Here is a 23,699-nt window from a genome sequence, read left to right on the forward strand (position 1 = left end):
CTCCGGTGCGGTGCCGGGACGAGTGCGTTGTCCTCCATGGCTTCCCCCGTAGCGTGCTGCGCCTGGTTCACCGGTCGTCGTCGCCCAACGTGCCGAGCAGCCGGTCGATCTCGGCGTCGGACAGGTCGTCCAACTGGTCCAGCAGCGGCACCGGGCCGCGCAGGCCCTCGCCCGCCGTGGCCAGCGCGGTGCACAGGCCCGCGATGGTCGGCGCGGCGAACAGCGCCGCCAGCGGCAGGTCCGCGCCCAGCGCGGTGCGCACCCGGGCCAGCATCTGGGTCGCGGTCAGCGAGTGGCCGCCCAGCGCGAAGAAGTTGTCGTGCACGCCGAGCGGGCCGTCCACCGGGATGCTCAGCACGGCCCGCCAGATCTCGGCCAGCCGCACCTCGGTCTCGTCGCGCGGCTCGACGTGCTCGACGTCCGAGGTCGACCACTCGGGCTCGGGCAGCGCGGCCCGGTCCGTCTTGCCGGTGCCGGTGCGCGGCAGCTCGTCGAGCACCACCAGCGCGGCCGGGATCATGTAGTCCGGCAGCTTCGTCGCCAAATGCGGGCGCACCGCGTCGAGCGAACGGCCCGCGTGGGGCACCACGTACGCGACCAGCCGCACGTCCGCCACGCCGGCCGACCAGGTGGTGACCGCCGCGTCCGCGACGTCGGGGTGCCCGCGCAACACGGCCTCCACCTCGCCGGGCTCGATGCGGAATCCGCGCACCTTGACCTGCCGGTCGGCGCGGCCCAGGAACTCCAGCCGGCCGTCGGCGCGCAGCCGCACCAGGTCGCCGGTCGCGTAGAGCCGGCCCGCGCCGAACGGGTCGGGCCGGAACCGGTCCGCGGTCATCGCGGGCTGCCCCTGGTAGCCGCGCGCCACGCCCGCGCCGCCGATGTGCAGCTCGCCGACCAGCCCGCGCAGCACCGGCCGCATCAGCGGGTCCAGCACGTGCAGCGTCGTGCCCGCCACCGCCGCGCCCAGCCGGATCGGCGCGGGCCCGCGCGGCACCACGCCCGCAGCCGAGTACACCGTGGTCTCGGTGGGGCCGTAGCCGTCGACGAGGGTCGCGCCGTCGGACTGGAGGTCGTCGGCCAGGTCGCGGGTCAGCGCCTCGCCGCCGGTCACCCGCAGCCGCACGTGCGCGGGCACGCCGCCCGCCGCGACCACCATCCGCCAGCTCGCCGGACCGCCCTGCACGACCGTCGCGCCGGATTCCGCGATCCGCTGCCGCAGCAGGCTCCCGTCCGCCACGTCGGCGGCGGCCACCGGGACGAGGCGGGCTCCACCGAGCAGCGGCACCAGCATCTCGACGGTGGACACGTCGAAGGCCGGGGTGCTGATCGAGGCCAGCCGGTCGGCGGGGGACAGGCAAAGCAGGGCGTCCATCGCGGTGAGCAGCGTGGCCAGGCCGCCCTGGGTCACCCGGACGCCCTTGGGCCGCCCGGTCGACCCGGACGTGTAGATGATGTAGGCCAGGCTCTCCGGGATCGGCGGCACCGCCCGGGGCCGGGTGTCCGGACCCGTCGCGGTGTCCAGGTCGACCTGCCGCCACGGCCCGTCGAGCCCGGCGGACCCGGCCCGCGAGCGGCCGTCGGTGACCACGACCGGGGTCGCCGCGTCCGAGGCCATCGCGGTCAGCCGCGCGGTCGGCCACGACGGGTCCAGCGGCAGGTAGCCCGCACCCGCCTTCCACGCGGCCAGGATGCCGATGACGGTCGGCTCGCCCCGGCCCAGGCACAGCGCCACCGGCTCGTCCGGCCGCGCGCCCGCCGCGAGCAGCGCGTGCGCCAGGCGGTTCGAGGCCAGGTCGATCTCCCGGCAGGTCAGGGTGTCCACGACGGCGTCGGGGTGCGCGGCCAGCGCGGCCACGACCAGCTCCAGGGCCGTGCGCGTGACGGGCGCGGTCTCCTGCACCGGCGTGTCACCGGTCAGCGGGAGCTCGGCGACCTTCACCGCGCGGTCGGTGTGGCGGGCCATCACCGCGAACACCTCGTGCAGCGCGGCGATGGTGTCCTCGTCGAACAGCTCCGCGTCGTACTGCCAGCGGCCGAACCACCGGTCGCCGTCGCGTTCCACGGTCAGCGACAGGTCGAACTTCGCGCCGCCGTTGGCGACCGGCTCGGGCCGCATGGTCACCGGGCCCGCCACGCGGACCGGCGGCAGCGGCTCCACCGCGAACATCACCTGCACCAGCGGTGCGTGCGCCAGCGTCCGCTGCGGCGCGACGATGTCCACCACCTGCTCGAAGGGCAGGTCCTGGTGCTCCAGGGCCGACACGGTCGCGGTCTCGGCGGCCACGACCACCTCGCCGAAGGTCGTCTCGGGGGTGAACCGGGCCCGCAGCGGCAGCGTGTTGACCACGAAGCCGACCAGGCTCTCGGTCTCCGGCCGGGTGCGCGCCGCGACCGGTGTCGCCACCAGGAAGTCCGCCTGCCCGGTCACCCGGTGCAGCACGCACTGGAACATCGCCAGCAGCGTCGCGAACGAGCCGTCGCCGACCGCCAGCTCGCGGCGGAACTCCGCGCCGCGCCCGCTCGGCGTGTCCGGCCGGGGCCGGTCGCCGGGCAGCGGCAGCACGGTCGGCACGTCCAGCAGCGCCTCGCGCCAGTACCGGGCGTCGGCGGCGAACGCGTCGCCCTCCACCTGCTCCCGCTGCCACACCGCGTAGTCCGGGTACTGCACGGGCAGTTCGGGCAGCGACCCGCCCTCACCGGCGTAGTACCGGGCGAGCTCGTCGAACAGCACCGCGCACGACCAGCCGTCGGCGATGCCGTGGTGCAGCACCAGGACCAGCACGTGCCGGTCCGGCAGCCGCAGCAGGTCGGCCCGCAGCAGCGGTCCGGCGTGCAGGTCGAACACCCGCCCGACCAGGTCGCGGACCACCTCGTCCAGCTCGTCCTCGGCCACGTCGCGCACCGGCAGGTCCACCGGCCACGTCGCGGACACCACCTGCACCGGCACGCCGTCCTCGGCGGCGAACCGGGTGCGCAGCGCTTCGTGCCGCGCCACCACCGCGTTCAGCGCGCCGTGCAACGCCGCCGCGTCGACCGGGCCGGCCAACGCCACCCGCCACCCGATGTTGTAGACCGGGCCGGGCATCAACTGGTCCAGCAGCCACAGCCGGCGCTGGCCGGACGAGGCGGGGAACCGGAACACCTCACGTCCGTCGGGGATCACCGTGCTCACCGCGTTCCTCCCTTGCGCCAACCCCGGCGGTCCACCGCGACGAAGCGGAACTCCGCGGTGTGCCGGTTGCCCTCGGCGTCGGTCAACCACAGCCGGTCGGGGCCGGGCAGCATCTCGCCGACGCCCATCGGCGAATCCGGCTGCTCCCGCTCCAACGCGCGCACGGCGTGCGCGAACAGCTCGACCGACGGACCGCTCTCCAGGTCCACGTAGAACGGTTTGTGCTCGACGGGGCTCTTCACGAACACGAACCTGGGCATCCCGTGCTCCCGCCGCCACGCCTGCGCGCCCAGGAACCGCCCCGGCTCGTCGGCGGCGAACGCGAACCGGCTGCGCGCGGCGGGCAGTTGCCAGCCCTCCCGCGCCACCACCAGCCGGTCCAGGCTCACCCTGGGCGTGTGCTCGCCCGAGGGCAGCAGCCGGAACTTCTGCACGAGCTGCGCCATGATCTGCTCGCTGAGCAGCTCCACCAGCTCCAGGTCCACCCGGCCGTCGGCGCTGCGCGCCCGCAGCTTCCCGTCGTCCTCCACCACCTCGCAGTCGCCGATCGGCACCGCGCCGTGGATGTCGGCCCCGCACGAGTCGTGGCCGAACGCGATCCGCAGGTCCTCCGGGAGCACCAGCGCGTCGGCCAGCCGCTGCGGCGTGCCGCCCTGCTCGCGGGTCGTGGTCAGCACCACGCGCGGCCCGCCCATGTCGCGCCGCATCGCCTCGTGCAGTTGCGCCGGGTCCGGGTGCTGCGACACGAACAGCGCCGAGCGCATGGTGTTCACGCCGGGGTGCACCTCGCCCAGCACCCACTGGTAGTCACCCGCCCGCACCGCGCCCGCGTCCTTCGCGGCGATCAGCACGTCGGGGCTGTGCTGCACCGCGCCGCGCCAGCCGGGCCGGGGCGCGGCGAACAGCTTCAGCACGGCCTCCCGCACGTCGGCGACGGAACGCCGGACGTGGCGCTCGGCCGGGTCGTGCGGGCCGAGCGCGGTCGCCCACCGGTCCTGGAGCGCGATCACCAGCCGGCCGACCACCCGGTCGTCCAGCCGGAAGATCGTGTCGTTGGCCCACATCCAGAAGTCGGCCAGCCGCACCGACTTCCGCCCCCCGGCGTGCTCCCGGAAGACCTCCTTGAGCGCCCGCGCGTAGAGCGCCGAGCCCGCGCAGGTGAACCAGCGCGCGGCCTCCAGCACCAGTTCCAGCGCCGGCCACAGGGTGTCCAGCAGCGCGGGGGAGAGGTCGACCTCCAGGTCCCGGTGGCACTCCTCGTGCACCAGCGTGCGGCCCGCGTAGAACAGGCCCGGCCGGCGCACCGCCTCGGCACCGGTGATCGCGGTGAACCGCTCCTGGAGCTCGGCGATGGCGTGGACCAGCCGGTCCGGATCGCCCACGGCGGCGGCGACCTGGTCCCGGCCGGCCACGACCTCGTCCACGGCGTCGGCGGCGCGCCGCCGGACGTCGGGGTCGTCGATGCCGTCGATCTGGCTGCGCAACGCGAGTTCGGGCACCAGCGCCGACGGCGGCACCTCCAGCGTCCACGCGATGCGCCGCCCGAGGTGCAGCCGTTCCAGCACGGCCAGCACCTCCGCGCGGTCCGCGCCGAGGTGGCCGGCGATGTCGTGCGCGCGCCGCCGGCCGTCGCACGCGGCCAGCACGGCGGCGTCCAGCCGGGGCAGCCGGATCGGCTCGGTCAGCGGCACGTGCAGCACGTCGCCGACGACCGACACGAACGGCATCCGCCGGGGCACGGCCCACGGCCGCACCTCGTCGGTGGTCAGCGACTCGGCGAGCTGCTGGACGGCCCAGTTCTCCAGGTACGTGGTGCGCTTGTCGACCAGGCCGGGTCCCGGCCGGCACACCAGCGGCGCGGCGGCGTCGTCCCGCACCCGCGCCCAGCCGACCGGACCGAAGAACCCGATGGTGTCGTTCTTGGCGCAGTAGCGCTGCAAGTAGCTGACGACGGTGTGCTCCCACCGCCGGTAGTCGACGTTGCGCCCGGTGCCGCGCAGCCCGCTCAACGCCTTGTGCAACGCGTCGACGGCGGTTTGCAGCGCGCGCGGGTTCTGCCACGCCACGGCTTCCCGGAACTTCGCGTCGCCGCTGACGACGCGGAGCACCTCGGCCGCTTCCCGGCGGCCCCGCTCGAAGCGGGCGGTGTAGTCGGCGAGCGCGGCCTGGTGGTGCCCGGCGGCCCGCGCGGCGTCCGCCAGCGCGTCCGCCACCTCGGGGGTGTGCGCGAGCGCGTCGCGGGCCTCGGCGAACCGGCCCTTGCGGACCAGCCTGCCGATCTTGCGCAGCGCCGAGCGCTCGTCGCCCTCGGCCTGGTCCTCCACCGTCCGCAGCACCCGGAACGCCGCCCAGCGGGCCTGCCCGAGCACGTCGTCGGCGGCCAGCACGGCGTCCGCCGCGCGGGCCGCGTCGGGACTGGCGACGGCGAGCAGCGGTTCGATGCCGAAGCCGGTGCCGCGCAGCTCGACCCACCGCCACGCGGCCCAGTTCCCGGTGCCGTGCGGCAGCACCAGGTGGTCCGCCGCCGTCCGGCCGCCGGTGGTGCCCGCGTCCCGCCCGGGTGCGGCGGTCGGCTCGGCGGTCGGCTCGGTGGTCTGCTCGGGCGTGCGCTGCGCGGGCACCAGGTAGGCGGTCCGGTCGCGGCGGGTGATGCCCCCGCCCGGGGTCGCGGACCGGGCGCGGTCGACCACCTCGGCGCACGCGGCCAGCGTCCGGGCCCGGTGCAGCTCGGCCACCGGCACGTCGACGGCGAACTCCTCGCGCACCCGGAACGCCAGCCGCACGGCCAGCAGCGAGTTGCCGCCCACGGCGAAGAAGTCGTCCTCGGCGTGCACGTCGTCGGCACCCAGCAGGACCTGCCACAGCGCGGCCAGCCGCGACTGCGTGCCCTCCAGCGGTCGGGTCCGGGTGTCGGCCCGCACCCCGTCCGGCCGCACCGCGCGCAGCGCCGCCCGGTCCACCTTCCCGCTGCGGTTGAGCGGCAGCGCCGCCAGCACCGCGTACCGGGCCGGGCAGAGGTAGGCGGGCAGCCGCTCCTCGGCGTGCCGGCGCAGGTCGGCCACGTCGGCGTCGCCGACCAGGTAGGCGACCAGGTGCCGGGCGTCGCCGTCGCCGACCGGCAGCACGGCGGCCTCCGCGACGCCGTCGTGCGCCCGCAGCACCGCTTCCACCTCGGCCGGCTCGACCAGGAACCCGCGCACCTTGACCTGCTGGTCCGCGCGGCCCAGGAACTCCAGCACGCCGTCGGGCCGCCAGCGGGCCCGGTCGCCGGTCCGGTAGAGCCGGCCGCCGGGCTCGCCGCCGAACGGGTCGGGCACGAACTTCGCCGCGGTCAGCGCCGGGTCCGCCCAGTAGCCCCGGGCCAGGCCCGCGCCGCCGGTGTACAGCTCGCCGGGCACGCCGACCGGGACCGGCCGCAGCCGCTCGTCGAGCACGTACACCGTGCTGCGCTGGACCGGCGTGCCGATCGGCACGGTCGTGCCGACCTGCCGGGGGTCGGTGAGCACGTGGCACGTGGTGAAGGTGGTGTTCTCGGTTGGTCCGTAGCCGTTGACGACGGGCTTGCCGGAGCGGGCGACCAGGGCCGCGCGCACCGCGTCGGGCGCGAGCACGTCACCGCCGGCCAACAACTGGTCGACCGACGCCAGCACCTCGGGCGCGTGCGCGACGAGCTGGTGGAACAGCCCGGCGGTCAGCCACAGCACGGTCACCCGGTGCTCGCGCAGCAGGTCCGCCAGCACGGCGGGGTCGGGCGGCCCGTCCGGCGCGGCGACCACCCGGCCACCGGTCAGCAGCGCGCCCCACACCTCCAGCGTGGTCAGGTCGAACGCGGTCGCCGACAGGTGCAGGAAGGTCTGCCCCGGGCCGAACCGGGCGAACGTCGGGCTGCTCACCAGCCGCACGACGCCCCGGTGCGGCACGGCCACGCCCTTGGGCCGGCCGGTCGAACCCGAGGTGTAGTTCAGGTACGCCACGCCCAGGGGGTGCGCGACCCTCGGCAGCGGCGTGGCCGGTCCGTCCACTTCGGACAGCGCCAGCGCGGTGACCCCGGCCGGCAGCGCGCGGTCCCCGTCCGTGACCACGAGCGCCGTCCCGGACTCGGCCAGCGCCGCGGCGTCGCGGGCGGCCGGGTTGCCCGGGTCCAGCGGCAGGTACGCCGCACCGGTCTTGACCACCGCGAGCATCGCGGTCACCAGGTCCGCGCCGCGCGGCAGCGCCAACCCGACCGGCTGGTCGGGCCGCGCACCTCGGGCGACGAGCGCGTGCGCCAGGCGGTCGGACCGGGCGTCGAGCTCGGCGTAGCTCAGCCAGCGCGCGCCGTCGTGCACCGCGTCGGCGTCCGGGCGCGACCGCACCTGCTCGGCGAACAGGTCGGGCACCGTCGCGTCCGCCGGGTACTCCACGGCGGTGTCGTTCCACTTCTCCAGCACGCGCACGAGTTCCGCGCCGCGCGGTTCGGTCAGCTCCCGGACGGGGCTGGTCGGCGCTTCAGCCAGACCGGCCAGCAGTTCGCGGAACTGCGCCAGCAGCGCGCCCGCCGCCCAGTCCGGGAACCGGGTGGTGTCGTGGATCAGCCGCAGGCTCAGGTGCGGTTCGGCGAACGCGTAGAGCGTCATGGCGTACCCCGGGCTGCGCAGGATCTCCACGTGCCGTCCGGGGGGCGCGGTCGGCCGCGCGGCTAGCACGGTGTTGATCTCGCGGTGCTCGAACAGCACCAGGCTGCGCATCAACGTCTCGTGGCCGGCGGCGCGCTGGATGTCCGGCAGCGGGCACAACTGGTGGTCGCGCGCGGCGACCGAGCCCTCCCGGACGTCGCGCAGCCACTCGGTGACCGGCCGGTCGCGGTCCACCGGCAGCCGCAGCGGGACGGTGGCCAGCAGCAGGCCGACCATGTCCTGCGCGCCGGGCACCGAATCGTGGCGGGCCGCCCGGGTCACCCCGAACACCGCCTCGCCGGTGCCCGAGTGCGTGGTCAGCAGCAGACCCCAGGCGGCGAGCACCACCGTGTTCACCGTGACGCCCGCCGCGTCGGCCAGCGCCCGGACCGACGCGGTCTCGGCGTCGGACAGGTCGAGCGCGGCCGTGCCCATCACGGGGGTCGCGGACCCGCCGTGCTCCAGGGGCAGCGGACCGGGCTCGGGCAGGTCGGCCAGCTCGTCCGCCCAGAACCGCCGGTCGGCGACGGCCCGCGGGTGCTCCGGCGCGGTGCGCTCGGCGTACCAGCGGGCGTAGTCGGCGAACTCGGGCCGGGCGGCGAACCGCGCCGTGCCGCCGGAGGCATAGGCGTCGTCTATCTCGGACAGCAGGAGGGCCAGCGACCGGCCGTCGAGGATCGCGTGGTGGAAGGTCGCCACCACGACGTCGCCGGGCAGCACGCGCAGCCGCAGCGGCGGGCCGCCCACCGGGTCGACCCCGGCTTTCCGGTCGGCCGCGAGGAAAGCGGCCAGGTCGGTGACCGAGTCGTCCACCACCATCGGCACGTCGGCCGCCGGGCCGGGCACCTGCTCGGCGTCGCCGTCGGGCCGCCAGCGGAACCGGGTGCGCAGGACCGGGTGCCGCTCGACCGCCGCCCGCCACGCCGCCAGGTAGGCCCCGGCGTCGAACGGCCCGGCGAACCGCTGCACGCACTGGATGACGTCCGTGCCCGCCTCCGGATCGCGCAGGCCGGCCGCGATCATTCCGCGTTGCAACGGTAGTGCCGGTGTGGTCCGGACAACCGGATCCGTGTACACCAAAGCCTCCCCCACTAATGTGCCGGTCGGTCCGCGCACGGAATAGGAGACCTATTTCCGGGCAGCGTCGGGCCACCCGCATTACCGGGTGGCGGAATGGTGCCGGCCGGCTCAGCCGCCGTGTGCGGCGAGGTGTTCGCGCACGCTGCGCGGGCGCAGGTCGGTCCACACCCGCGTAATGTGGTCCAGGCATTCCTGCCTGGTCCCGCGAGTGCCCTCGGCGTGCCAGCCCAGGGGGAGGTCGCGGTCGGCGAACCAGACCGAGTACTGCTCCTCGGTGTTCACCACGACCAGGAATTGGGGTGTTTCCGCGTTCTCGACGCCCATGACGCTCGTTCTCCTGCCCTCCGTCGGCGGACGGGTTGCCGTCCGTCAAAGCTACGCGTCGGGCGGACACCACTGGAATCCACTAAACGGTCGAACCAGCCATTTTCCGACGATCGGGCCCCGCCCTATTCGAATTGACTATGGGTCGTCACGCGGTGTGGTCGACCGGTCGCGGAACCATTCCGTCCGGCGCGCGGTCGGAATGGTTCCGCCCCGCCGGGCGGGGTTGTCCGGTGGTCCGGGGCCGCGCCGGCGAATGACCCCGGACGTCGAATCGAGCCGTCCTCCCCGCGCGGCGGGCCGCCGGGAGGGCTCAGCGGGACCGCAGGGTCAGCAACGAGATCTCGTTGGGCGCGAACACGCGGAACGGCGGACCCCAGAAGCCCGCGCCGCGACTGGTCCACAGCCGGGTCCGCGCGCCGTGGTCGCTCAGCCCGTGGAGCACCGGTTGCTGGAGCCGGACCAGGAGGTGGAACGGCCAGATCTGGCCGCCGTGCGTGTGCCCGGACAGTTGCAGGTCGACCCCGGCCGCGACCGCCGTGCCGATCTCGCCGGGCTGGTGGGCCAGGAGCACCACCGGGTCCTCCGGCCCCACCCCGGCGAGCGCCGCGTCGAGGTCGGCCGCGTGACCCGCCTCGCCCGAGTGCACGGCGGTGATGTCGTCGACGCCCGCGAACACCAGCCGCGCGCCGTCGCGCTCCAGCACCCGGTGCCGGTTGTGCAGGCTGGTCCAGCCGAGCTCCTCCATGTGCTCCATCCACGCCTGGGCGTTGCTCAGGTACTCGTGGTTGCCCGAGACGTAGAACCGGTGCCCCGCCCGGACGTCGCCCAGCGGGGTGGACTGGGGGCGGCGCTGCTCCACGGTGCCGTCCGCCAGGTCGCCCACGTGCACCACCACGTCCGCGCCCAGCTCGTTGACCGCCGCGACCAGGCCCCGGGACCACCGCGTGCGGTCGATCGGCCCGTAGTGGGTGTCCGCCAGCACGGCCACGGTCAGCCCGTCGAACGCCGGGTCGAGCCGGGGCAGCACGACGTCCGCGCGCCGCACCCCGGGCACCCGCATCGCCACGTGGTGGCCGTGCACCGCCAGCCCCACCACGATCACGGCGAGCAGCACCGCGAGGAACCGCGCCCGAAACGGGTTCTCCACGCCGGCGACCGCCAGCACGAGCCGCAGCACGTGGGTGATCAGCGCCCAGGCGAACGCGATCCACACGACGCCGAGCAGCGGCAGCGCGATCCGGGCGGCGCGGTCGGAGTGCCGGCGGCCCAGCGAGCGCACCAGGAGCACCGGGAACGCCAGACCCGTCAGCGCGAACGCGGCCGTGCCGACCACCACCACCGGCGTCGGCCACTCCGCGCCCGGCGCGAACAACCCCGCCCACGGCACCGCGAACAGCAGGGCGGTGATCGACACCAGCACCAGGCCGGACACCACCCGCCGCCGGGTCGTCCCGGGCCGGACCGGTGCGTCGGACGTGGTCGGGTCCGGGTGGGCCATGGCGTCTCCGCAAGAGGTCGGGTGTGGCGGCTGTTCGGGGAGTGGCGGCGGGAGGGGCGGCGGGAGGGGCGGCGGGAGGGGCGCTGTGGTGCCACCCGCCGGCCCGCCTGGCGACAACGCCGCCACCCGGCACACCGTCGTGGTCACCACGGGGTCGCTGTCGGTCACCCGGCCGCGCGAGTCGCTGCTCCGAGCGCCAGGATACGCCGGTCGGCTCGCCCGGACGACCAGCCCGACGAGCCGGTCCACCGGGCTCCCGGTCGGCGCGGACCCGAACGCCTCGACGGGGGCGGGGCCGAGCTCGGCGGGGTGCGCGGGCGGCGTCGACCCCCGAGGACCACCGGTCCGCTGTTCAGCCCGCGACGGCCGATTCCAGCCGCTGCACCGCGTCCGCCCACGGCCGGGCGGTGATGACGGGCAGCCCGTGCCGTCGCGCCTCGGCCGCGAGCCAGTCGCCGTAGTGCGCGCTGTCCTCGGCCCGCTTGCGCTGCGCGCCCGCGTCGGGTTCCCGGCTCGCGTAGTTGCGTTCGAGCAGACCGGCGTCCGGCTCGTGCACGAACACCGACCGCACGTCCCCGCCGGTCCACCCGGCGCAGAACGCGGGCAGCAGGTAGTCGCCCTCCAGCACCAGCGGCAGGTCCGTTTCCCGGTGGTTGGTGATCACCGCCGCCAGCGCCGGTTCGACCGCCCGCGCCAGCGCCACCTGCGCCGCGGTGACCTCTTCGCTGGACAGCCCGTCGGGGGAGCCGGTCCGCCAGCGGTGCAGCGCGGGCTGCTGCGCGGGGGTGGTGAGGGCCTGCGACGCGACCACGAGGTCGTCCACCTCGACCAGGGCCGCCCCGCGCGCCCGCGCCACGGGGTAGGCCAACGAGCTCTTGCCGCTGCCCGACGCGCCCCCCACCAACAACACCCGCCAGTTCGCCATGCGGGCACCCTCGCAACCGGCGGCGACCCGGCGCAAGTCCGTTGTCGGGTAGGCGCGCGTCCGTCCACAGAGGACGTCAGGAGTAGAGCACGCCGAGGAACTCCACCAGGAGGCGTTCGCGCAAAATCGGCGGCGCGGCGGCCAGCAACGCGTTGACCGACGCCATCCGCTCCGGCAGCACGCCACCGCCGCCCAGCCCCGCCGCCGCGAGCAGCCCGGCGAACTCCTGCGGCGTCAGGGAACCCGGGTCCAGCGCGCCGATCGCGGCGGCCACCTCCGGCGCGACCGCCACGGGCCCGGCGGCGATCGCGGCCGTCACCGACGCCCGCAGGTCGGCGAGGAGCTCGGGCTCGTTGCCCGCGTTCGCCGCGGTCACCGTCAGGTGCAGGTTCGCGGGCGACGAGCGGTGGGCGAACTGGGGCTGCACGTACCAGTTCCGGGCGCGCATCTCGTCGGCCACGGTGAACACGTCGAAGTCCGCGCCGGTCGCGGTCACCGCGATCAGGGTGGACTCGGGCGTGCCGAGCACGCGCAGGCCGTCGATCCCGCCGACGCCGTCCCGGATCAGCCGGGCACTGGCCAGCGCCCGGTGCGCGAGGTCGCGGTAGCCCTCGTCGCCGACGTGCCGCAGCACGGCCCACGCGGCGGCGAGCGGGCCGCCGGAGCGGGTGGACTGGGTGGTCGGGTTCAGCATCGTGTAGCCGGGCCAGTCCGCGCTCGCGAAGTAGTGCCCACGGCGCAGGTCGGCGTTCGCGTGCAGCAGGACCGAAGTCCCCTTGGGGCAGTAGGCGTACTTGTGCAGGTCGACCGAGATGCTCGTGACACCCGGCACGGAGAAGTCGAACGGCTCGACGTCGGCGTGCGGGAGAACCCACCCGCCGATGCACGCGTCCACGTGGCACCGCACCCCGCGTCGACTCGCGGCGGCGGCGATCGGCGCGACCGGGTCGATCACGCCGTGCGCGTAGGAGGGTGTGCTGACCACGACCAGCACGGTGTCGTCGGTGATGGCCGAGGCCATCGCGGCGGGGTCGGCGCGGAACGTCTCCGGGTCCACCGGCACCGCGACCACCCGCACGCCGAAGTAGTGCGCGGCCTTGTGGAACGCGGCGTGCGCGGTCTCGGGCAGCACCATCGACGGGTGCGCCACCTCCGGCCGCGACTCCCGCGCGGCGAGCACGGCCAGCAGGCACGATTCGGTGCCGCCGGACGTGACCGTGCCGACCGTCCCCGCCGTGCCGCCGAGCAGCCGGGCGGCGGTGGCCACCACGTCGTTCTCCAGGCGCAGCAGGCTCGGGAACGCGGTGGGGTCGAGGCCGTTGACCGAGGACGCCAGCGCGTGGGCCCTGGTCGCCAGGTCGTCCAACCCGGGCACCGCGCTGTCGTAGACGTAGGCCAGCGTGCGTCCGCCGTGCGTCGGCAGGTCACCGGCGCGCAACGCCCGCAGCTCGGCCAGCACGTCGTCGGGCGCGGTCATGCGATCTCCTCGGGTTCCGGTTCGTCGGGCACGCGTGATCCTCCGGGCAGCAGGGGCAGGGCGACGACCGCCAGCACGGCCGGTATCGCGGTGAACCCGAGCAGCGCGGCGAGCACCGCACCGGGGGACTGGCCGGCCGCGCCGTCGGTGCCGGCCGTGTAGCCGCCGAGGGCGAGCACCACCCCGTACACGCCGGGCCCGAGCGCGAGGCCGAGCGTTTCGCCGGCCGTCCACACGCCGGCGAACAGCCCGGCACGGGTGGTGCCGTCCCGGCGTTCCTGCGCGGTGATCACGTCCGGCAGCATGGACAGCGGGAACACCTGCATCCCGGCGTACCCGACGCCGACCACCGCCATCAGCGCGAGCACGGCCGCCACCGGCAGCGCGCGGGACAGCCCCAGGCCCGCCACCGCCGCCGTGAACAGCAGCGACGCCGTGACCAGGCCGGTCCGCTTGCCGTGCCGCCGGCCGATCCGCTGCCACAGCGGCATCACCACCAGCGCCGGTCCGACGAACCCGACGAACAACCAGGTCTGGAGGCCCTGGTCGCCGAGCACCAGCCGGGCGAAGTAGTCCACGCCCGCCAACATCGTGCCCAGCCCGACCGCCTGCACCACGAACACCGCCAGCAGCAGCCGGAACGGCCGCGACCCGCGCACCGCGGCCAGCAGTTCCCGGGGCGTGGCGGTCGACGTCGCCCGCCGGGACACCGGCACGCCGCGCGTCCCGACGACGGTGGCCACCGTGCCCACCAGGATCAGCGCGCCGACCGCGACGCCCACCGCCCGGTAGCCGCCCGCCAGGTCCCGCACGGCGGGCGCGCCCGCGCCGCTGACCAGGATCGCCGAGGCGAGGAACGCCATCCGCCACGCCATCAACCGGGTGCGCTCGTCGTAGTCCTCGGTGATCTCGGCCGCCATCGCGACGTAAGGCACCTGGAAGAACGCGTAAGCCGTCGCGCACAACAGGAACACCAGGGCGACGTACCCGGCCGCGAGCGCGCCGGTGGACGGTCCGGCGAACAGCAGCGCGAACAACACCGCCACCGCGATCCCGCCGTGCAGCAGGAACGGCCGGCGCACGCCGGCGCGGTCGCTGATCCGGCCCGCGACGGGGTTGAAGAGCACGTCCCACGCCTTCGGCGCGAGCACCAGCAGCCCGGCGACGGCGGCGGGCACGGCCAGCCGGTCGGTGAGGTACGGCAGCAGGAGCAGTCCGGGCACGGTGCCGAACGCGCCGGTGACGAAGGAGCCCGTCGCGTAGCCGGCGCGGACCCGTGCGGTGATCTGCGGCATGGGCCGGCAATCTTCGCACTTCTCGGCGGCCGGGCCCAGCAGCGATTCCACGGCAGGTGTGAACCGCCCGCCGAACGGGTACCAAGCCGGCGAACTTCGAGGGGAGCTCGACGATGGGCAAGCACAGCATGGGCGCGACCGACCGCCAGTGGGGCGGACCGGAACTGGTGGAGGACGCGGAGGCGGCGGTGGAGGCGGCCACCACCCCGCTGCCCGTCCTGGACGAGGCCGACAGCAGGTCCGACGGCGACTGACCGTCCGCCGCGCCGACGGCCACCTGTACCGGGCGACCCGGCCGGCGGTCGACGTGGACCGGTCCTCGACGCCGTACCGTCAGAGCAGGTCGCGGAGCAGGTCGGCGAGGTTCGCGACGGTCTCCGGGCCGAGCCGCGCGGCCAGCGCCCGCTCGTGCGCGGCGGCCAGCGCCTCCAGCCGCTCCAGCCGGGCGTGGCCCAGTTCCGAGACGTGCACGGAGACCTTGCGGCGGTCCTCGCCCGACTGCGAGCGGTACAGCAGCGCCGAGTCGACCAGGCCGTCCACGATCCGGGTCAGCGTGGGGTGCGGGATCTCCAGCGCGGCGGCCAGCTCGCCCATCGACCGCTCCTCGGCGGCCAGGGCGCGCAGCACCCGCCACTGGTCGACGGTCGCGCCTTCCTCCTCCAGCACCGCGCCGAGGTCCCGGACGAACGCGCGCTGGGTGCGGGTCAGCAGGTCGACCAGGTCCGCGCGGCGGGTGTGCTGCTGATCAGGCATGACGAGCCTTTCACCGGGGGCCTCGTCGGCGAGCATACTGACCCGCGTGGAGTCTTCGCCGGTCGTGCGGGCGGTGCTGCGCGACCGCCTGGACGTGGCGGTGGCCGGGCCGGACCCGGGCGCGCTGCGGATCGGCCTGCTGCTGCCGCTGTCCGGCGCGCTCGGCATGACCGGCCCGTCCGGGCTGCTCGCCGCGTCGCTGGCGGCCACCGAGCTGAACGCGGCGGGCGGGGTCGCGGGCCGGGCGGTGGAGCTGGTGCTGGTGGACGCCGGCCGGCGGCCGGACGAGGTCGCGCGGGAGGCGTCCGAGCTGGTCGGGCTGGTGGACGCGTTCGTCGGGTTCCACACCAGCGACGTGCACCGGGCGTTGGAGGCCGCGCTCGGCGGGCGGGTGCCGTACGTGTTCACCCCGCCGCACGAGGGCGGTTCGCGGCAGCCGGGCGTGGTGCTGCTGGGCGACTCGCCGGGCCGTCAGCTCGCGCCCGCCGTGCGGTGGCTGGTGGCGCACCGCCGGCTGCGGCGGTGGGCGCTGGTCGGCAGCGACTACATCTGGCCGCGCGCGGTGCACCGGGCGGCGGCGGGGATCGTGCGCGGGCTGGGCGCGGAGGTGGTGGCGACCCGGTTGACGCCGTTCCCCGGGCCGGGGATCGACGCGGAGGGGATCGTCGCGGAGGGGATCGTCGCCGCGCTGGCCCGGGTCCGGGCGGATGCGGTGCTGCTCAGCCTGGTGGGCCGGGACCTGGCGCTGTTCAACCGGGTGTTCACGGCGTCGCCGCTGGTCGGCCGGGTGGTGCGGCTGTCGGGCTCGCTGGAGGAGAACGGGCTGCTGGCCGCCGGCGGTGACGACACGGGGGAGCTGTACGCGGCCATGCGGTCGTTCGCCGGGCAGGGCGACGAACGGCGGGTGGCGCTGGCGGAACGGCACCGCGCGCTGTTCGGCGGCCGGGCCGCGGTGCTCGACGCCTACGCCGAGGGCTGTTACGACGGCGTGCACCTGGCCGCCGCGCTCGCCCGGACCGGGCGGCTGACCGCCCGGGACGCCCGGACGGGCACGGCCGCGCTCCTGGCGTCGACCGAGCGGGGCGCGTGGGCGGGTGCGCCGTCCGGGCCGCCCCGACCCGGCGGGTTCCTGGCCCGCGCGGACGGGCTGGACCTCACCGTGATCGCGCCCCTGAGACCGGTGCGCCACCTCCGGTGACCTCGCGCGGACCGGGGGTCACGGTGCGGTGGCCACCCCGGAAACTCCTTCCAGACGGAATCTTTCCAAATGGAAGGAACGTGTCTAGGCTCGCCGCACCACCGCACGGCAGGAGGACGCATGGCGCAAGATCCGGGCCTCGAACGCTACGGCTACACCCAGGAGCTGCGGCGCTCCCTCGGGTTCAAGGACCTGCTGGTCTACGGGTTGATCTTCATGGTGCCGATCGCCCCGTTCGGCATCTTCGGCAGCGTGTTCCAGGGCTCCGGCGGCATGGTCGCGCTGGCCTACGCCATCGGCATGCTCGCCATGCTGTTCACCGCCGGCTCCTACGCCCAGATGTCCAAGGCGTTCCCGATCGCCGGCTCGGTCTACACCTACGCGGGGCGCGGCATCGGCCCGCCGGTGGGCTTCCTGGCCGGCTGGATGATCCTGCTGGACTACGTGCTGGTGCCCGGCCTGCTCTACCTGATCGCGGGCGTGGCGATGAACTCGCTGGTGCCCGCCGTCCCGATCTGGCTCTGGCTGATCGCGTTCGTGCTGCTCAACACCGCGGTCAACTACCTCGGCATCGAGATGACCGCCAAGGTCAACCGGGTCATGCTGGTCGCCCAACTGATCATCCTCGCGGTGTTCCTGGTGATCGGCGTCGTCGCGCTGACCCAGGGCAAGGGGCGCGGGTTCAGCTTCGAGCCGCTGTTCAACAGCGCCACCTTCTCCTGGCCGCTGGTGTTCGGCGCGGTGTCCATCGCGGTGCTCAGCTTCCTGGGCTTCGACGGCATCTCCACGCTGGCCGAGGAGAACCGCGACTCGGCCCGCGCCATCGGCCGGTCCATGGTGGCCGCGCTCGTGGTCACCGGCCTGCTGTTCATCACCCAGACCTGGGTGGCCGCCCTGCTCGTGCCCGACCCGGCGGCCCTGCTGGCCGACGGCGACGCGGGCGGCACCGCCTTCTACGACGCCGCCGCCGTCGCGGGCGGCGGCTGGCTGGCCACCCTCACCGCCGCCGCCACCGCCGTGTCCTGGGGTTTCGCCAACTCGCTGGTGGCGCAGGCGGCCACCTCCCGGCTGCTGTTCGCGATGGCGCGCGACCGGCAACTGCCGAAGTTCCTGGCGAAGATCCACCCGACCCGCCGCGTCCCGGTCAACGCCACCCTCCTGGTGGCCGGCGTGTCCCTGGTCCTGGGCCTGTACATGCAGTCCCGCGAGGACGGCATCACGCTGCTCAGCTCCTTGGTGAACTTCGGCGCGATGACCGCGTTCCTGGTGCTGCACGTGTCCGTCGTCGCGCACTACGTGATCCGGCGGCGCAGCCGGAACTGGTGGAAGCACCTGATCGCACCCGCCATCGGGTTCGGCATCCTGGCCTACGTGGTGGTCAACGCGAAGGTGGCCGCGCAGACCGTCGGGTTCGTCTGGCTCGGCGTCGGCGCGGTGATCCTGATCGGCCTGCTCGTGGCGGGCCGCAGGCCGGAACTGGCCGGCATCGCCGGCGACGAGGAGGGCAAGTGAGCATCGAGGTCGTCCGGCTGCACCCGGAACGAGCCGACCTGGGGTACGCGTTCGGCGGGCGCGCGCCGCTGCTGACCGTCAAGCCGGGCACCGTCGTGGAGCTGAGCACGGAGGACTGCTTCGGCGGCGCGGTGCGCGGGGTGGACGACCTGCCCAGCCAGGTCTGCGAGTTCCCCTACCTCAACCCGGTCACCGGGCCGATCGCGGTCGAGGGCGCGGAGCCCGGCGACACCGTGGCGGTGCACTTCGCGGAGATCCGGCCGACCCGTGACTGGGCGGTGTCCACGACCTTCCCGCACTTCGGCGCGCTGACCACGACGCACACCACGGCCATGCTGCACGACGCCCTGCCCGAACGCGTCTGGGTGTACGACGTGGACGTCGAGCGCGGCGTGGTCCGGTTCCACGCCCGGTCGAGCGACTTCCAGGTCGAACTCCCGCTGGACCCGATGCACGGCACGGTCGGCGTCGCCCCCGCCGCCGGCGAGGTGATCATGAGCATCACGCCGGGCGCGCACGGCGGCAACCTGGACACCCCCGAGATGCGCACCGGCACCACGGCCTACTTCGGCGTGAACGTGCCCGGCGCGCTGATCTCGATCGGCGACGGCCACTGCCGGCAGGGCGAGGGCGAGGTCTGCGGCACCGCCGTGGAGGCGGCCATGTCCACCGTCGTGGTGGTCGACCTGATCAAGGGCGCGGCGACCCCGTGGCCCCGGCTGGAGAGCGACACCCACCTGATGTCCACCGGCTCGGCCCGCCCGCTGGAGGACGCCTTCCGGATCAGCCAGCACGACCTCGTCGGGTGGACCGGCGAGCTGCTCGGGCTCGCGGCGCTGGACGCGTACCAATTGGTCAGCCAGGTCGGGCTGGCTCCCGCCGGGAACGTCGTGGACACCAACTACACGATGTTGGCGAAACTGCCCAAGGACATTCTCTCGGGTGCTGTGGTATTTGACGGGGTGCATTCGCGCCTGCGCGCCGCGGCTGCCCGCTACCTGTCCGAACGGGGTTAGCTCGTCTCGTTTCGCGTATTGGTTTGTTCGGCGCAAGATAAATTCGGAGGTACCCGCTACGTTGAGTTCCAGGCCGCCCACCTAGAGGAGTGGACGTGCCTGTGGTCAAGGTGAAACACCGCCTCGCGGCAGTGCTCGGCGTGGTCGCGCTGCTCGTCGGCGGCGTGGCTTCCGCCAGCGGGAACACCACCGGTCACCGGTCCGGTGACTGGCCGAGCTGGCAGGGCGACAAGTCGGGTTCGCGGTTCAACGCGGCAGAGCGCCGGATTGCCCCGTGGAGTGTCGGGAAGCTGGAGCTCAAGTGGGCTTTCGCTTATCCGAAGAACGGGTTCCCGGCGAAGAGCCAGCCCGCCGTGGTGAACGGCGGGATCTTCTTCGGCAGTCCGGACGGCAAATTCCACGCGCTGGACGCCAGGACCGGTGCGGGCCGCTGGACGTTCGACCTGGCGACGGTGAGCGCGGGGAGCGTGGTGATCGACGGGCCGGCCGTGGCCCGCGGCAAGGTGTACTTCGGCGACAACGGCGGACGGCTGTACGCGCTGGACCAGCGGACCGGGCGGCTCGTGTGGTCCAAGGACACCGAACCGCACGCGGCCGGGATGCACACCAGCTCCCCGCTCTACCACGACGGCCGGATCTACGTCGGCGCGTCCAGCGGCGAGAACGTCAACCCCGACCGCGCCTACCCGTGCTGCACCTTCCGCGGTCACGTGGACTCGATCGACGCCGAGACCGGGGACCTGGTCTGGCGCTACTTCACCACGCCGGAACCGCAGGCGGTCGGCACGTGGCCCAGCGGCGCGACCCGCTACGAGCCGTCCGGCGCGGGCGTGTGGAGCTCGCCGGTCGTCGACGAGCGCACCAACACGCTCTACGTCGGCACCGGCAACCTGTACTCCGGCACCACCGGCGACTTCGACAGCCTGCTCGCGCTCGACGCCCGCACCGGCGGGGTCAGGTGGAAGCAGAAGGTGACCCAGGCGGACACCTGGCGGCTGCTGTGCGGCTTCCCGGACAACGAGGGCTACTGCCCGGGGCAGAAGGACGGCACCGCGCTGGACTACGACATCGGCGCGACACCCACCCTGTTCCGGCACGACGGGCGCACGTACGTCGGCGTGGGCCAGAAGAGCGGCGTCTTCCACACCTTCGACGCGCGCACCGGGGCCGTGCAGTGGCGGCGGCAGCTCTCCGCGCCGATGCCCGGCGGCGGGCTGAGCGGCATCCAGTGGGGCAGCAGCTTCGACGGCAAGCGGCTGTACACGGCGACGAACTGGGGCAACCCGGGCTCGGTGTTCGCGCTCGACCCCGGCGACGGCGACGTGCTCTGGCAGACGCCCAACCCGGAGAACGGCTGCACCACCGGCGGCGCGGCCGAGCACCCGACGGTCTGCATGCGGGCGCACACGCCGGCCGTCACCACCAGTCCCGGCCTGGTCTACGAGGGCAGCGTCGACGGCAAGATGCGGATCTACGACTCCACCACCGGCAAGGTGCGGTGGGAGTTCGACACGATCCGCGACTTCGCCGGCGTCAACGGCCTGACCGGGCGCGGCAGCGCGATCTCCGGCAACGGCGGCGCGGTGGTCGCCAACGGGATGCTCTACGTCCAGTCCGGCTACTGGCCCTCGTACCCGGGTGATCACGGCAACGTCCTGCTCGCGTTCGGTCTCTGACCTCGCCGCTCCCCGCGCCGGAGCCCCGGCGCGGGGAGCGCGACCGCGCAAGGAGTCTCTGACATGCGTACTGCGCACCACCGCCGGTCCGGCGTCGTGGCGCTGGCCTGCCTGCTCGCCACCTCGTCCGCCACCTCACCCGCCACCGGGGTCGCCGAAGCCCGGCCGCGCACCGTCGCGGTCACCGTCAGCGAGGGCACCAACCTCGCGGTGGCCGTGTCGCCGCGTGACGGCAGCCTCGTCGTGGACCTCCAGGGACAACTCTTCTCGGTGCCGCCGCAGGGCGGCGCGGCCACGCCGATCGGCGCGGACTTCCTCGACCCGTACTGGCCGTCGTTCTCGCCGGACGGCCGCCGGCTGGCCCTCCAGTCGTTCGTCGACGGCATGTTCCACATCCAAACCGTCGCGGCGGACGGCACCGACGCCCGCCAGGTCACCCGAGGCGAGCACGACGACCTGTACCCGGCGTGGTCCCCGGACGGCACGAGGATCGCGTTCACCTCCGACCGGCAGGGCACCGAGGACGTCTGGACGGTGGACGTGCGCTCCGGCGCGCTGACCCGGATCACCTCGGCGGCCACCGCCGAGACCCACCCGACCTGGCACCCGGACGGGCGCTCCCTGGCCTACGTCCAGGGCACCACCGTGGAGAGCGTCGACCTGGCGAGCGGTGCCGTGCGCACGGTCGTGCCGGCCGCGCCGGGGTTCGTCGGCGCGCCCTCCTGGTCGCCGGACGGCCGGCGGCTCGCGTTCCTGCGCGGCGGCCAGACCGGGCGCACCCTCCAGGTCGCGGAGAACGGCGCGGTCCGCCAGGTCGGCGAGTACCGCGACGTGTTCCCGTTCCCGCCGCGCTGGCGCGACGCCGACGAGCTCGTCTACGGTGCCGACGGCCACATCGCGGTGACCCGGGCGAGCACCGGGGCGTCCCGCGAGATCCCGTTCACCGCGACCTTCCAGCTCCGGCGCGACCGCTACGAGCGCAAGACCTACGACTTCGACAGCCGGCGGCCACGCCCGGTGCGCGGCATCGCCGCTCCGGCGCTGTCCCCGGACGGCGGATCGGTGGCGTTCAAGGCGCTCAACGACCTGTGGCTGCTGCCGGTGGGCGGCACCCCGAGGAAGATCACCCGCGACGCCTTCCACGAGTCCGACCCCGCGTGGACGCGCGACGGCGCGCGGATCGCCTACGCGTCGGACAAAGCGGGCACCATGGACCTGTACGCGCTGGAGGTGGCCACGGGCCGGGAGCAGCGGCTGACGTCGTCGCCCGGCGCGGAGATCGCCCCGACCTGGTCGCCGGACGGCCAGGCGGTGGCGTTCCAGGACCAGGACGCCCAGACCTTCACCCTGGACACCGCCACCGGCGCGACGACCCGCGTGCTGGGCCCGCTCAACGCGCCCGGCCGGCCGAGCTGGTCGCCGGACGGCCGCACCCTGGCGATGGCGGTGTCGGCGGCGGACCGCAACCAGATCCTGCTCGCCGACCTCGCCTCGGGCACCACGAGGACCGTCGAGCCGGGGCCGTACGCGTCGCTGTCCACCCGTGGCGACGACGGCCCGGTGTGGTCGCCGGACGGCCGGGCGCTGGCCTTCTCCCTGGACAGCACGATCCACGTCCTGCCGGTCGACCCGTCCGGCACGCCGACCGGCCCGGCCCGGCAGGTCACCCGCGAGGCGAGCGACGCGCCGACCTGGGGACCCGGCGACACCCTGCTCTACCTCAACAACGGCCGGCTGAAGAAGGTCCCGGCGGCGGGCGGCAGGCCGACGGAGGTACCCGTCGGGCTCACCTACACCCGCGACAAGCCGGACAGCCGGGTGGTGATCCGGGCCGGCCGGCTGTGGGACGGCAAGAACGCCGCGCCGCGCACCGACGTCGACATCGTCGTGGTGGGCAACCGGATCAGGAGCGTCGAACCGCACCGGCCGGACCGGTCCCTGGCGGGCTGGGAGTACGTCGACGCGAGCGCGCTGACCGTGACGCCGGGCCTGGTCGACATGCACGTCCACCAGGAGTTGCGGGCGAAGTACGTCGGCGACCGGCTGGGCCGGCTCCTGCTGTCCTACGGCATCACCACCACCCGGTCGACCGGCGACCCGGTGTACCGGGCGCTGGAGGACCGCGAGGCGCTGGACGCGGGCGCGCGCACCGGCCCCCGGTTCTTCATGACCGGCGAGATGCTCGAAGGCTCGCGGGTCGGCTGGGAGTTCGCCCGGCCGGTGCGCGGCGAGCGCCAGCTCGGCCTGGAGCTCTCCCGGGTCCGGGAACTCGACTACGACCTGGTCAAGACCTACGAGCGGTTCCCGTTCGACTGGCAGGCGCGGGTCACCGGCCGGGCGCACGACCTGGGCGTCCCGACCACCTCGCACTACCTGTACCCGGGCATCGCGCACGGCGTGGACATGAAGGAGCACCTGGCCGGGCCGTCCAAGTGGGGTTTCGGGTTCGCCCGCGACTCGTCGGCCGCCGGGGTGTACGAGGACGTCGTCCAGCTCGCGGCGCGCGGCGGGATGCCGTTCAGCTCCACGCTGTTCAGCTCCGGTTCGATGCTCGCCGACGACCCCGGGATGGAGGACGACCCCAGGGTGCGCGCGCTCTACACGCCCCAGGAGCGGCAGACCCTGCACGCGAAGGTGCTGTGCGCGCAGGGGCTCGGGCCGTGCGGGTTCCTCGACGGCACCGCCGAGCAGGCCCGCCGCGAGGTCGGCGTGGTCACCCGGTTGCTGGCCGCCGGCGGGACGGTGCTCGCGGGCACCGACGCGCCGCTGGACACCATGGCGATCAGCCTGCACCTGAACCTGCGGGCGATGGGCAAGTACGGCGTCGACCCGTTCCGGGCGTTGCAGGGCGCGACCCTGCTGTCCGCGCGGCAGCTCGGCGTCGAGCGGGACCTGGGCAGCGTCGAGGAGGGCAAGCTGGCCGACCTGGTGTTCACCGGTGGCGACGCCTCCCGCGACCTGGCCGCGCTGGCGGACGTCCGGATGGTGATGAAGAACGGCCGGCTGTCCACTGTGGACGACCTGGTGGAACCGTTCGCCGGTCTCGTCGCGCGGTGATCGCGCACCCGAGGCCCGCCGGTGCGCCGGCGGGCCTCGGGCCGTCGGCGCGGTC

General features: G+C 74.6%; 14 protein-coding genes. 6 read left to right on the forward strand and 8 right to left on the reverse strand.

What is annotated here, in order from left to right:
* Positions 1–67: 67 nt before the first annotated feature.
* From AB0G01_RS24170 to AB0G01_RS24200, 7 genes are all read right to left on the reverse strand, one after another.
* Positions 68–3,175 carry an amino acid adenylation domain-containing protein gene (locus AB0G01_RS24170; RefSeq protein WP_360949144.1) on the reverse strand — a complete coding sequence of 1,036 codons (3,108 nt, stop codon included), beginning with the start codon at positions 3,173–3,175 and terminating at the stop codon, positions 68–70.
* Positions 3,172–8,946 (reverse strand): amino acid adenylation domain-containing protein, encoded by a 5,775-nt coding sequence (locus AB0G01_RS24175; protein ID WP_360949146.1) that lies wholly within the window; start codon positions 8,944–8,946, stop codon positions 3,172–3,174. Before AB0G01_RS24175 ends, AB0G01_RS24170 begins: the two co-directional genes overlap by 4 nt.
* 72 nt (positions 8,947–9,018) lie before the next feature.
* Positions 9,019–9,234 (reverse strand): MbtH family NRPS accessory protein, encoded by a 216-nt coding sequence (locus AB0G01_RS24180; RefSeq protein WP_360949148.1) that lies wholly within the window; start codon positions 9,232–9,234, stop codon positions 9,019–9,021.
* A 313-nt stretch (positions 9,235–9,547) separates the two neighbouring features.
* Positions 9,548–10,735 carry a metallophosphoesterase gene (locus AB0G01_RS24185; RefSeq protein ID WP_360949150.1) on the reverse strand — a complete coding sequence of 396 codons (1,188 nt, stop codon included), beginning with the start codon at positions 10,733–10,735 and terminating at the stop codon, positions 9,548–9,550.
* Positions 10,736–11,087: 352 nt separating this feature from the next.
* Positions 11,088–11,660, reverse strand: coding sequence for a hypothetical protein (locus AB0G01_RS24190; protein WP_360949152.1), 573 nt, complete (start codon positions 11,658–11,660; stop codon positions 11,088–11,090).
* Positions 11,661–11,736: 76 nt separating this feature from the next.
* Positions 11,737–13,137: an aminotransferase class V-fold PLP-dependent enzyme gene (locus tag AB0G01_RS24195; protein WP_360949154.1), complete on the reverse strand. Its 1,401-nt coding sequence runs from the start codon at positions 13,135–13,137 to the stop codon at positions 11,737–11,739.
* Positions 13,134–14,432 carry an MFS transporter gene (locus tag AB0G01_RS24200; RefSeq protein WP_360949185.1) on the reverse strand — a complete coding sequence of 433 codons (1,299 nt, stop codon included), beginning with the start codon at positions 14,430–14,432 and terminating at the stop codon, positions 13,134–13,136. Before AB0G01_RS24200 ends, AB0G01_RS24195 begins: the two co-directional genes overlap by 4 nt.
* 113 nt (positions 14,433–14,545) lie before the next feature.
* Between AB0G01_RS24200 and AB0G01_RS24205 the strand changes: the two genes are divergently transcribed.
* Positions 14,546–14,686: a hypothetical protein gene (locus tag AB0G01_RS24205; protein WP_360949156.1), complete on the forward strand. Its 141-nt coding sequence runs from the start codon at positions 14,546–14,548 to the stop codon at positions 14,684–14,686.
* 79 nt (positions 14,687–14,765) lie between these two features.
* On the opposite strand, the gene AB0G01_RS24210 is transcribed toward AB0G01_RS24205, so the two are convergent.
* On the reverse strand, positions 14,766–15,185 hold the full coding sequence (locus tag AB0G01_RS24210; protein WP_360949158.1) for a MarR family transcriptional regulator: 420 nt from the start codon (positions 15,183–15,185) through the stop codon (positions 14,766–14,768).
* Positions 15,186–15,231: 46 nt separating this feature from the next.
* Between AB0G01_RS24210 and AB0G01_RS24215 the strand changes: the two genes are divergently transcribed.
* The 5 genes from AB0G01_RS24215 to AB0G01_RS24235 all read left to right on the forward strand — a co-directional run bounded on the left by AB0G01_RS24215 (position 15,232) and on the right by AB0G01_RS24235 (position 23,644).
* Positions 15,232–16,383, forward strand: coding sequence for a substrate-binding domain-containing protein (locus AB0G01_RS24215; protein WP_360949160.1), 1,152 nt, complete (start codon positions 15,232–15,234; stop codon positions 16,381–16,383).
* Positions 16,384–16,503: 120 nt separating this feature from the next.
* A complete protein-coding gene (locus tag AB0G01_RS24220; RefSeq protein ID WP_360949162.1) occupies positions 16,504–17,895 on the forward strand; it encodes an APC family permease in 1,392 nt (463 codons plus the stop codon).
* Positions 17,892–18,911, forward strand: coding sequence for an acetamidase/formamidase family protein (locus AB0G01_RS24225; protein ID WP_360949164.1), 1,020 nt, complete (start codon positions 17,892–17,894; stop codon positions 18,909–18,911). The genes AB0G01_RS24220 and AB0G01_RS24225 overlap by 4 nt, the downstream gene beginning before the upstream one ends.
* Before the next feature lie 101 nt (positions 18,912–19,012).
* On the forward strand, positions 19,013–20,587 hold the full coding sequence (locus AB0G01_RS24230) for a PQQ-binding-like beta-propeller repeat protein (RefSeq protein WP_360949187.1): 1,575 nt from the start codon (positions 19,013–19,015) through the stop codon (positions 20,585–20,587).
* Between the two features lie 63 nt (positions 20,588–20,650).
* The gene (locus AB0G01_RS24235) at positions 20,651–23,644 is read left to right on the forward strand and encodes an amidohydrolase family protein (protein ID WP_360949167.1); all 2,994 of its coding nucleotides are present in this window, start codon (positions 20,651–20,653) and stop codon (positions 23,642–23,644) included.
* Positions 23,645–23,699: the final 55 nt, after the last annotated feature.

It is taken from the genome of Actinosynnema sp. NPDC023587 (assembly GCF_040640215.1).
Taxonomy (GTDB): domain Bacteria; phylum Actinomycetota; class Actinomycetes; order Mycobacteriales; family Pseudonocardiaceae; genus Actinosynnema.

Bases quoted from the DNA above. Each gene is read 5' to 3' on its own strand.
- AB0G01_RS24180 (WP_360949148.1), bottom strand. From the start codon at position 9,234: ATGGGCGTCGAGAACGCGGAAACACCCCAATTCCTGGTCGTGGTGAAC.
- AB0G01_RS24185 (WP_360949150.1), bottom strand. From the start codon at position 10,735: ATGGCCCACCCGGACCCGACCACGTCCGACGCACCGGTCCGGCCCGGG.
- AB0G01_RS24190 (WP_360949152.1), bottom strand. From the start codon at position 11,660: ATGGCGAACTGGCGGGTGTTGTTGGTGGGGGGCGCGTCGGGCAGCGGC.
- AB0G01_RS24195 (WP_360949154.1), bottom strand. From the start codon at position 13,137: ATGACCGCGCCCGACGACGTGCTGGCCGAGCTGCGGGCGTTGCGCGCC.
- AB0G01_RS24200 (WP_360949185.1), bottom strand. From the start codon at position 14,432: ATGCCGCAGATCACCGCACGGGTCCGCGCCGGCTACGCGACGGGCTCC.
- AB0G01_RS24205 (WP_360949156.1), top strand. From the start codon at position 14,546: ATGGGCAAGCACAGCATGGGCGCGACCGACCGCCAGTGGGGCGGACCG.
- AB0G01_RS24210 (WP_360949158.1), bottom strand. From the start codon at position 15,185: ATGCCTGATCAGCAGCACACCCGCCGCGCGGACCTGGTCGACCTGCTG.
- AB0G01_RS24220 (WP_360949162.1), top strand. From the start codon at position 16,504: ATGGCGCAAGATCCGGGCCTCGAACGCTACGGCTACACCCAGGAGCTG.
- AB0G01_RS24235 (WP_360949167.1), top strand. From the start codon at position 20,651: ATGCGTACTGCGCACCACCGCCGGTCCGGCGTCGTGGCGCTGGCCTGC.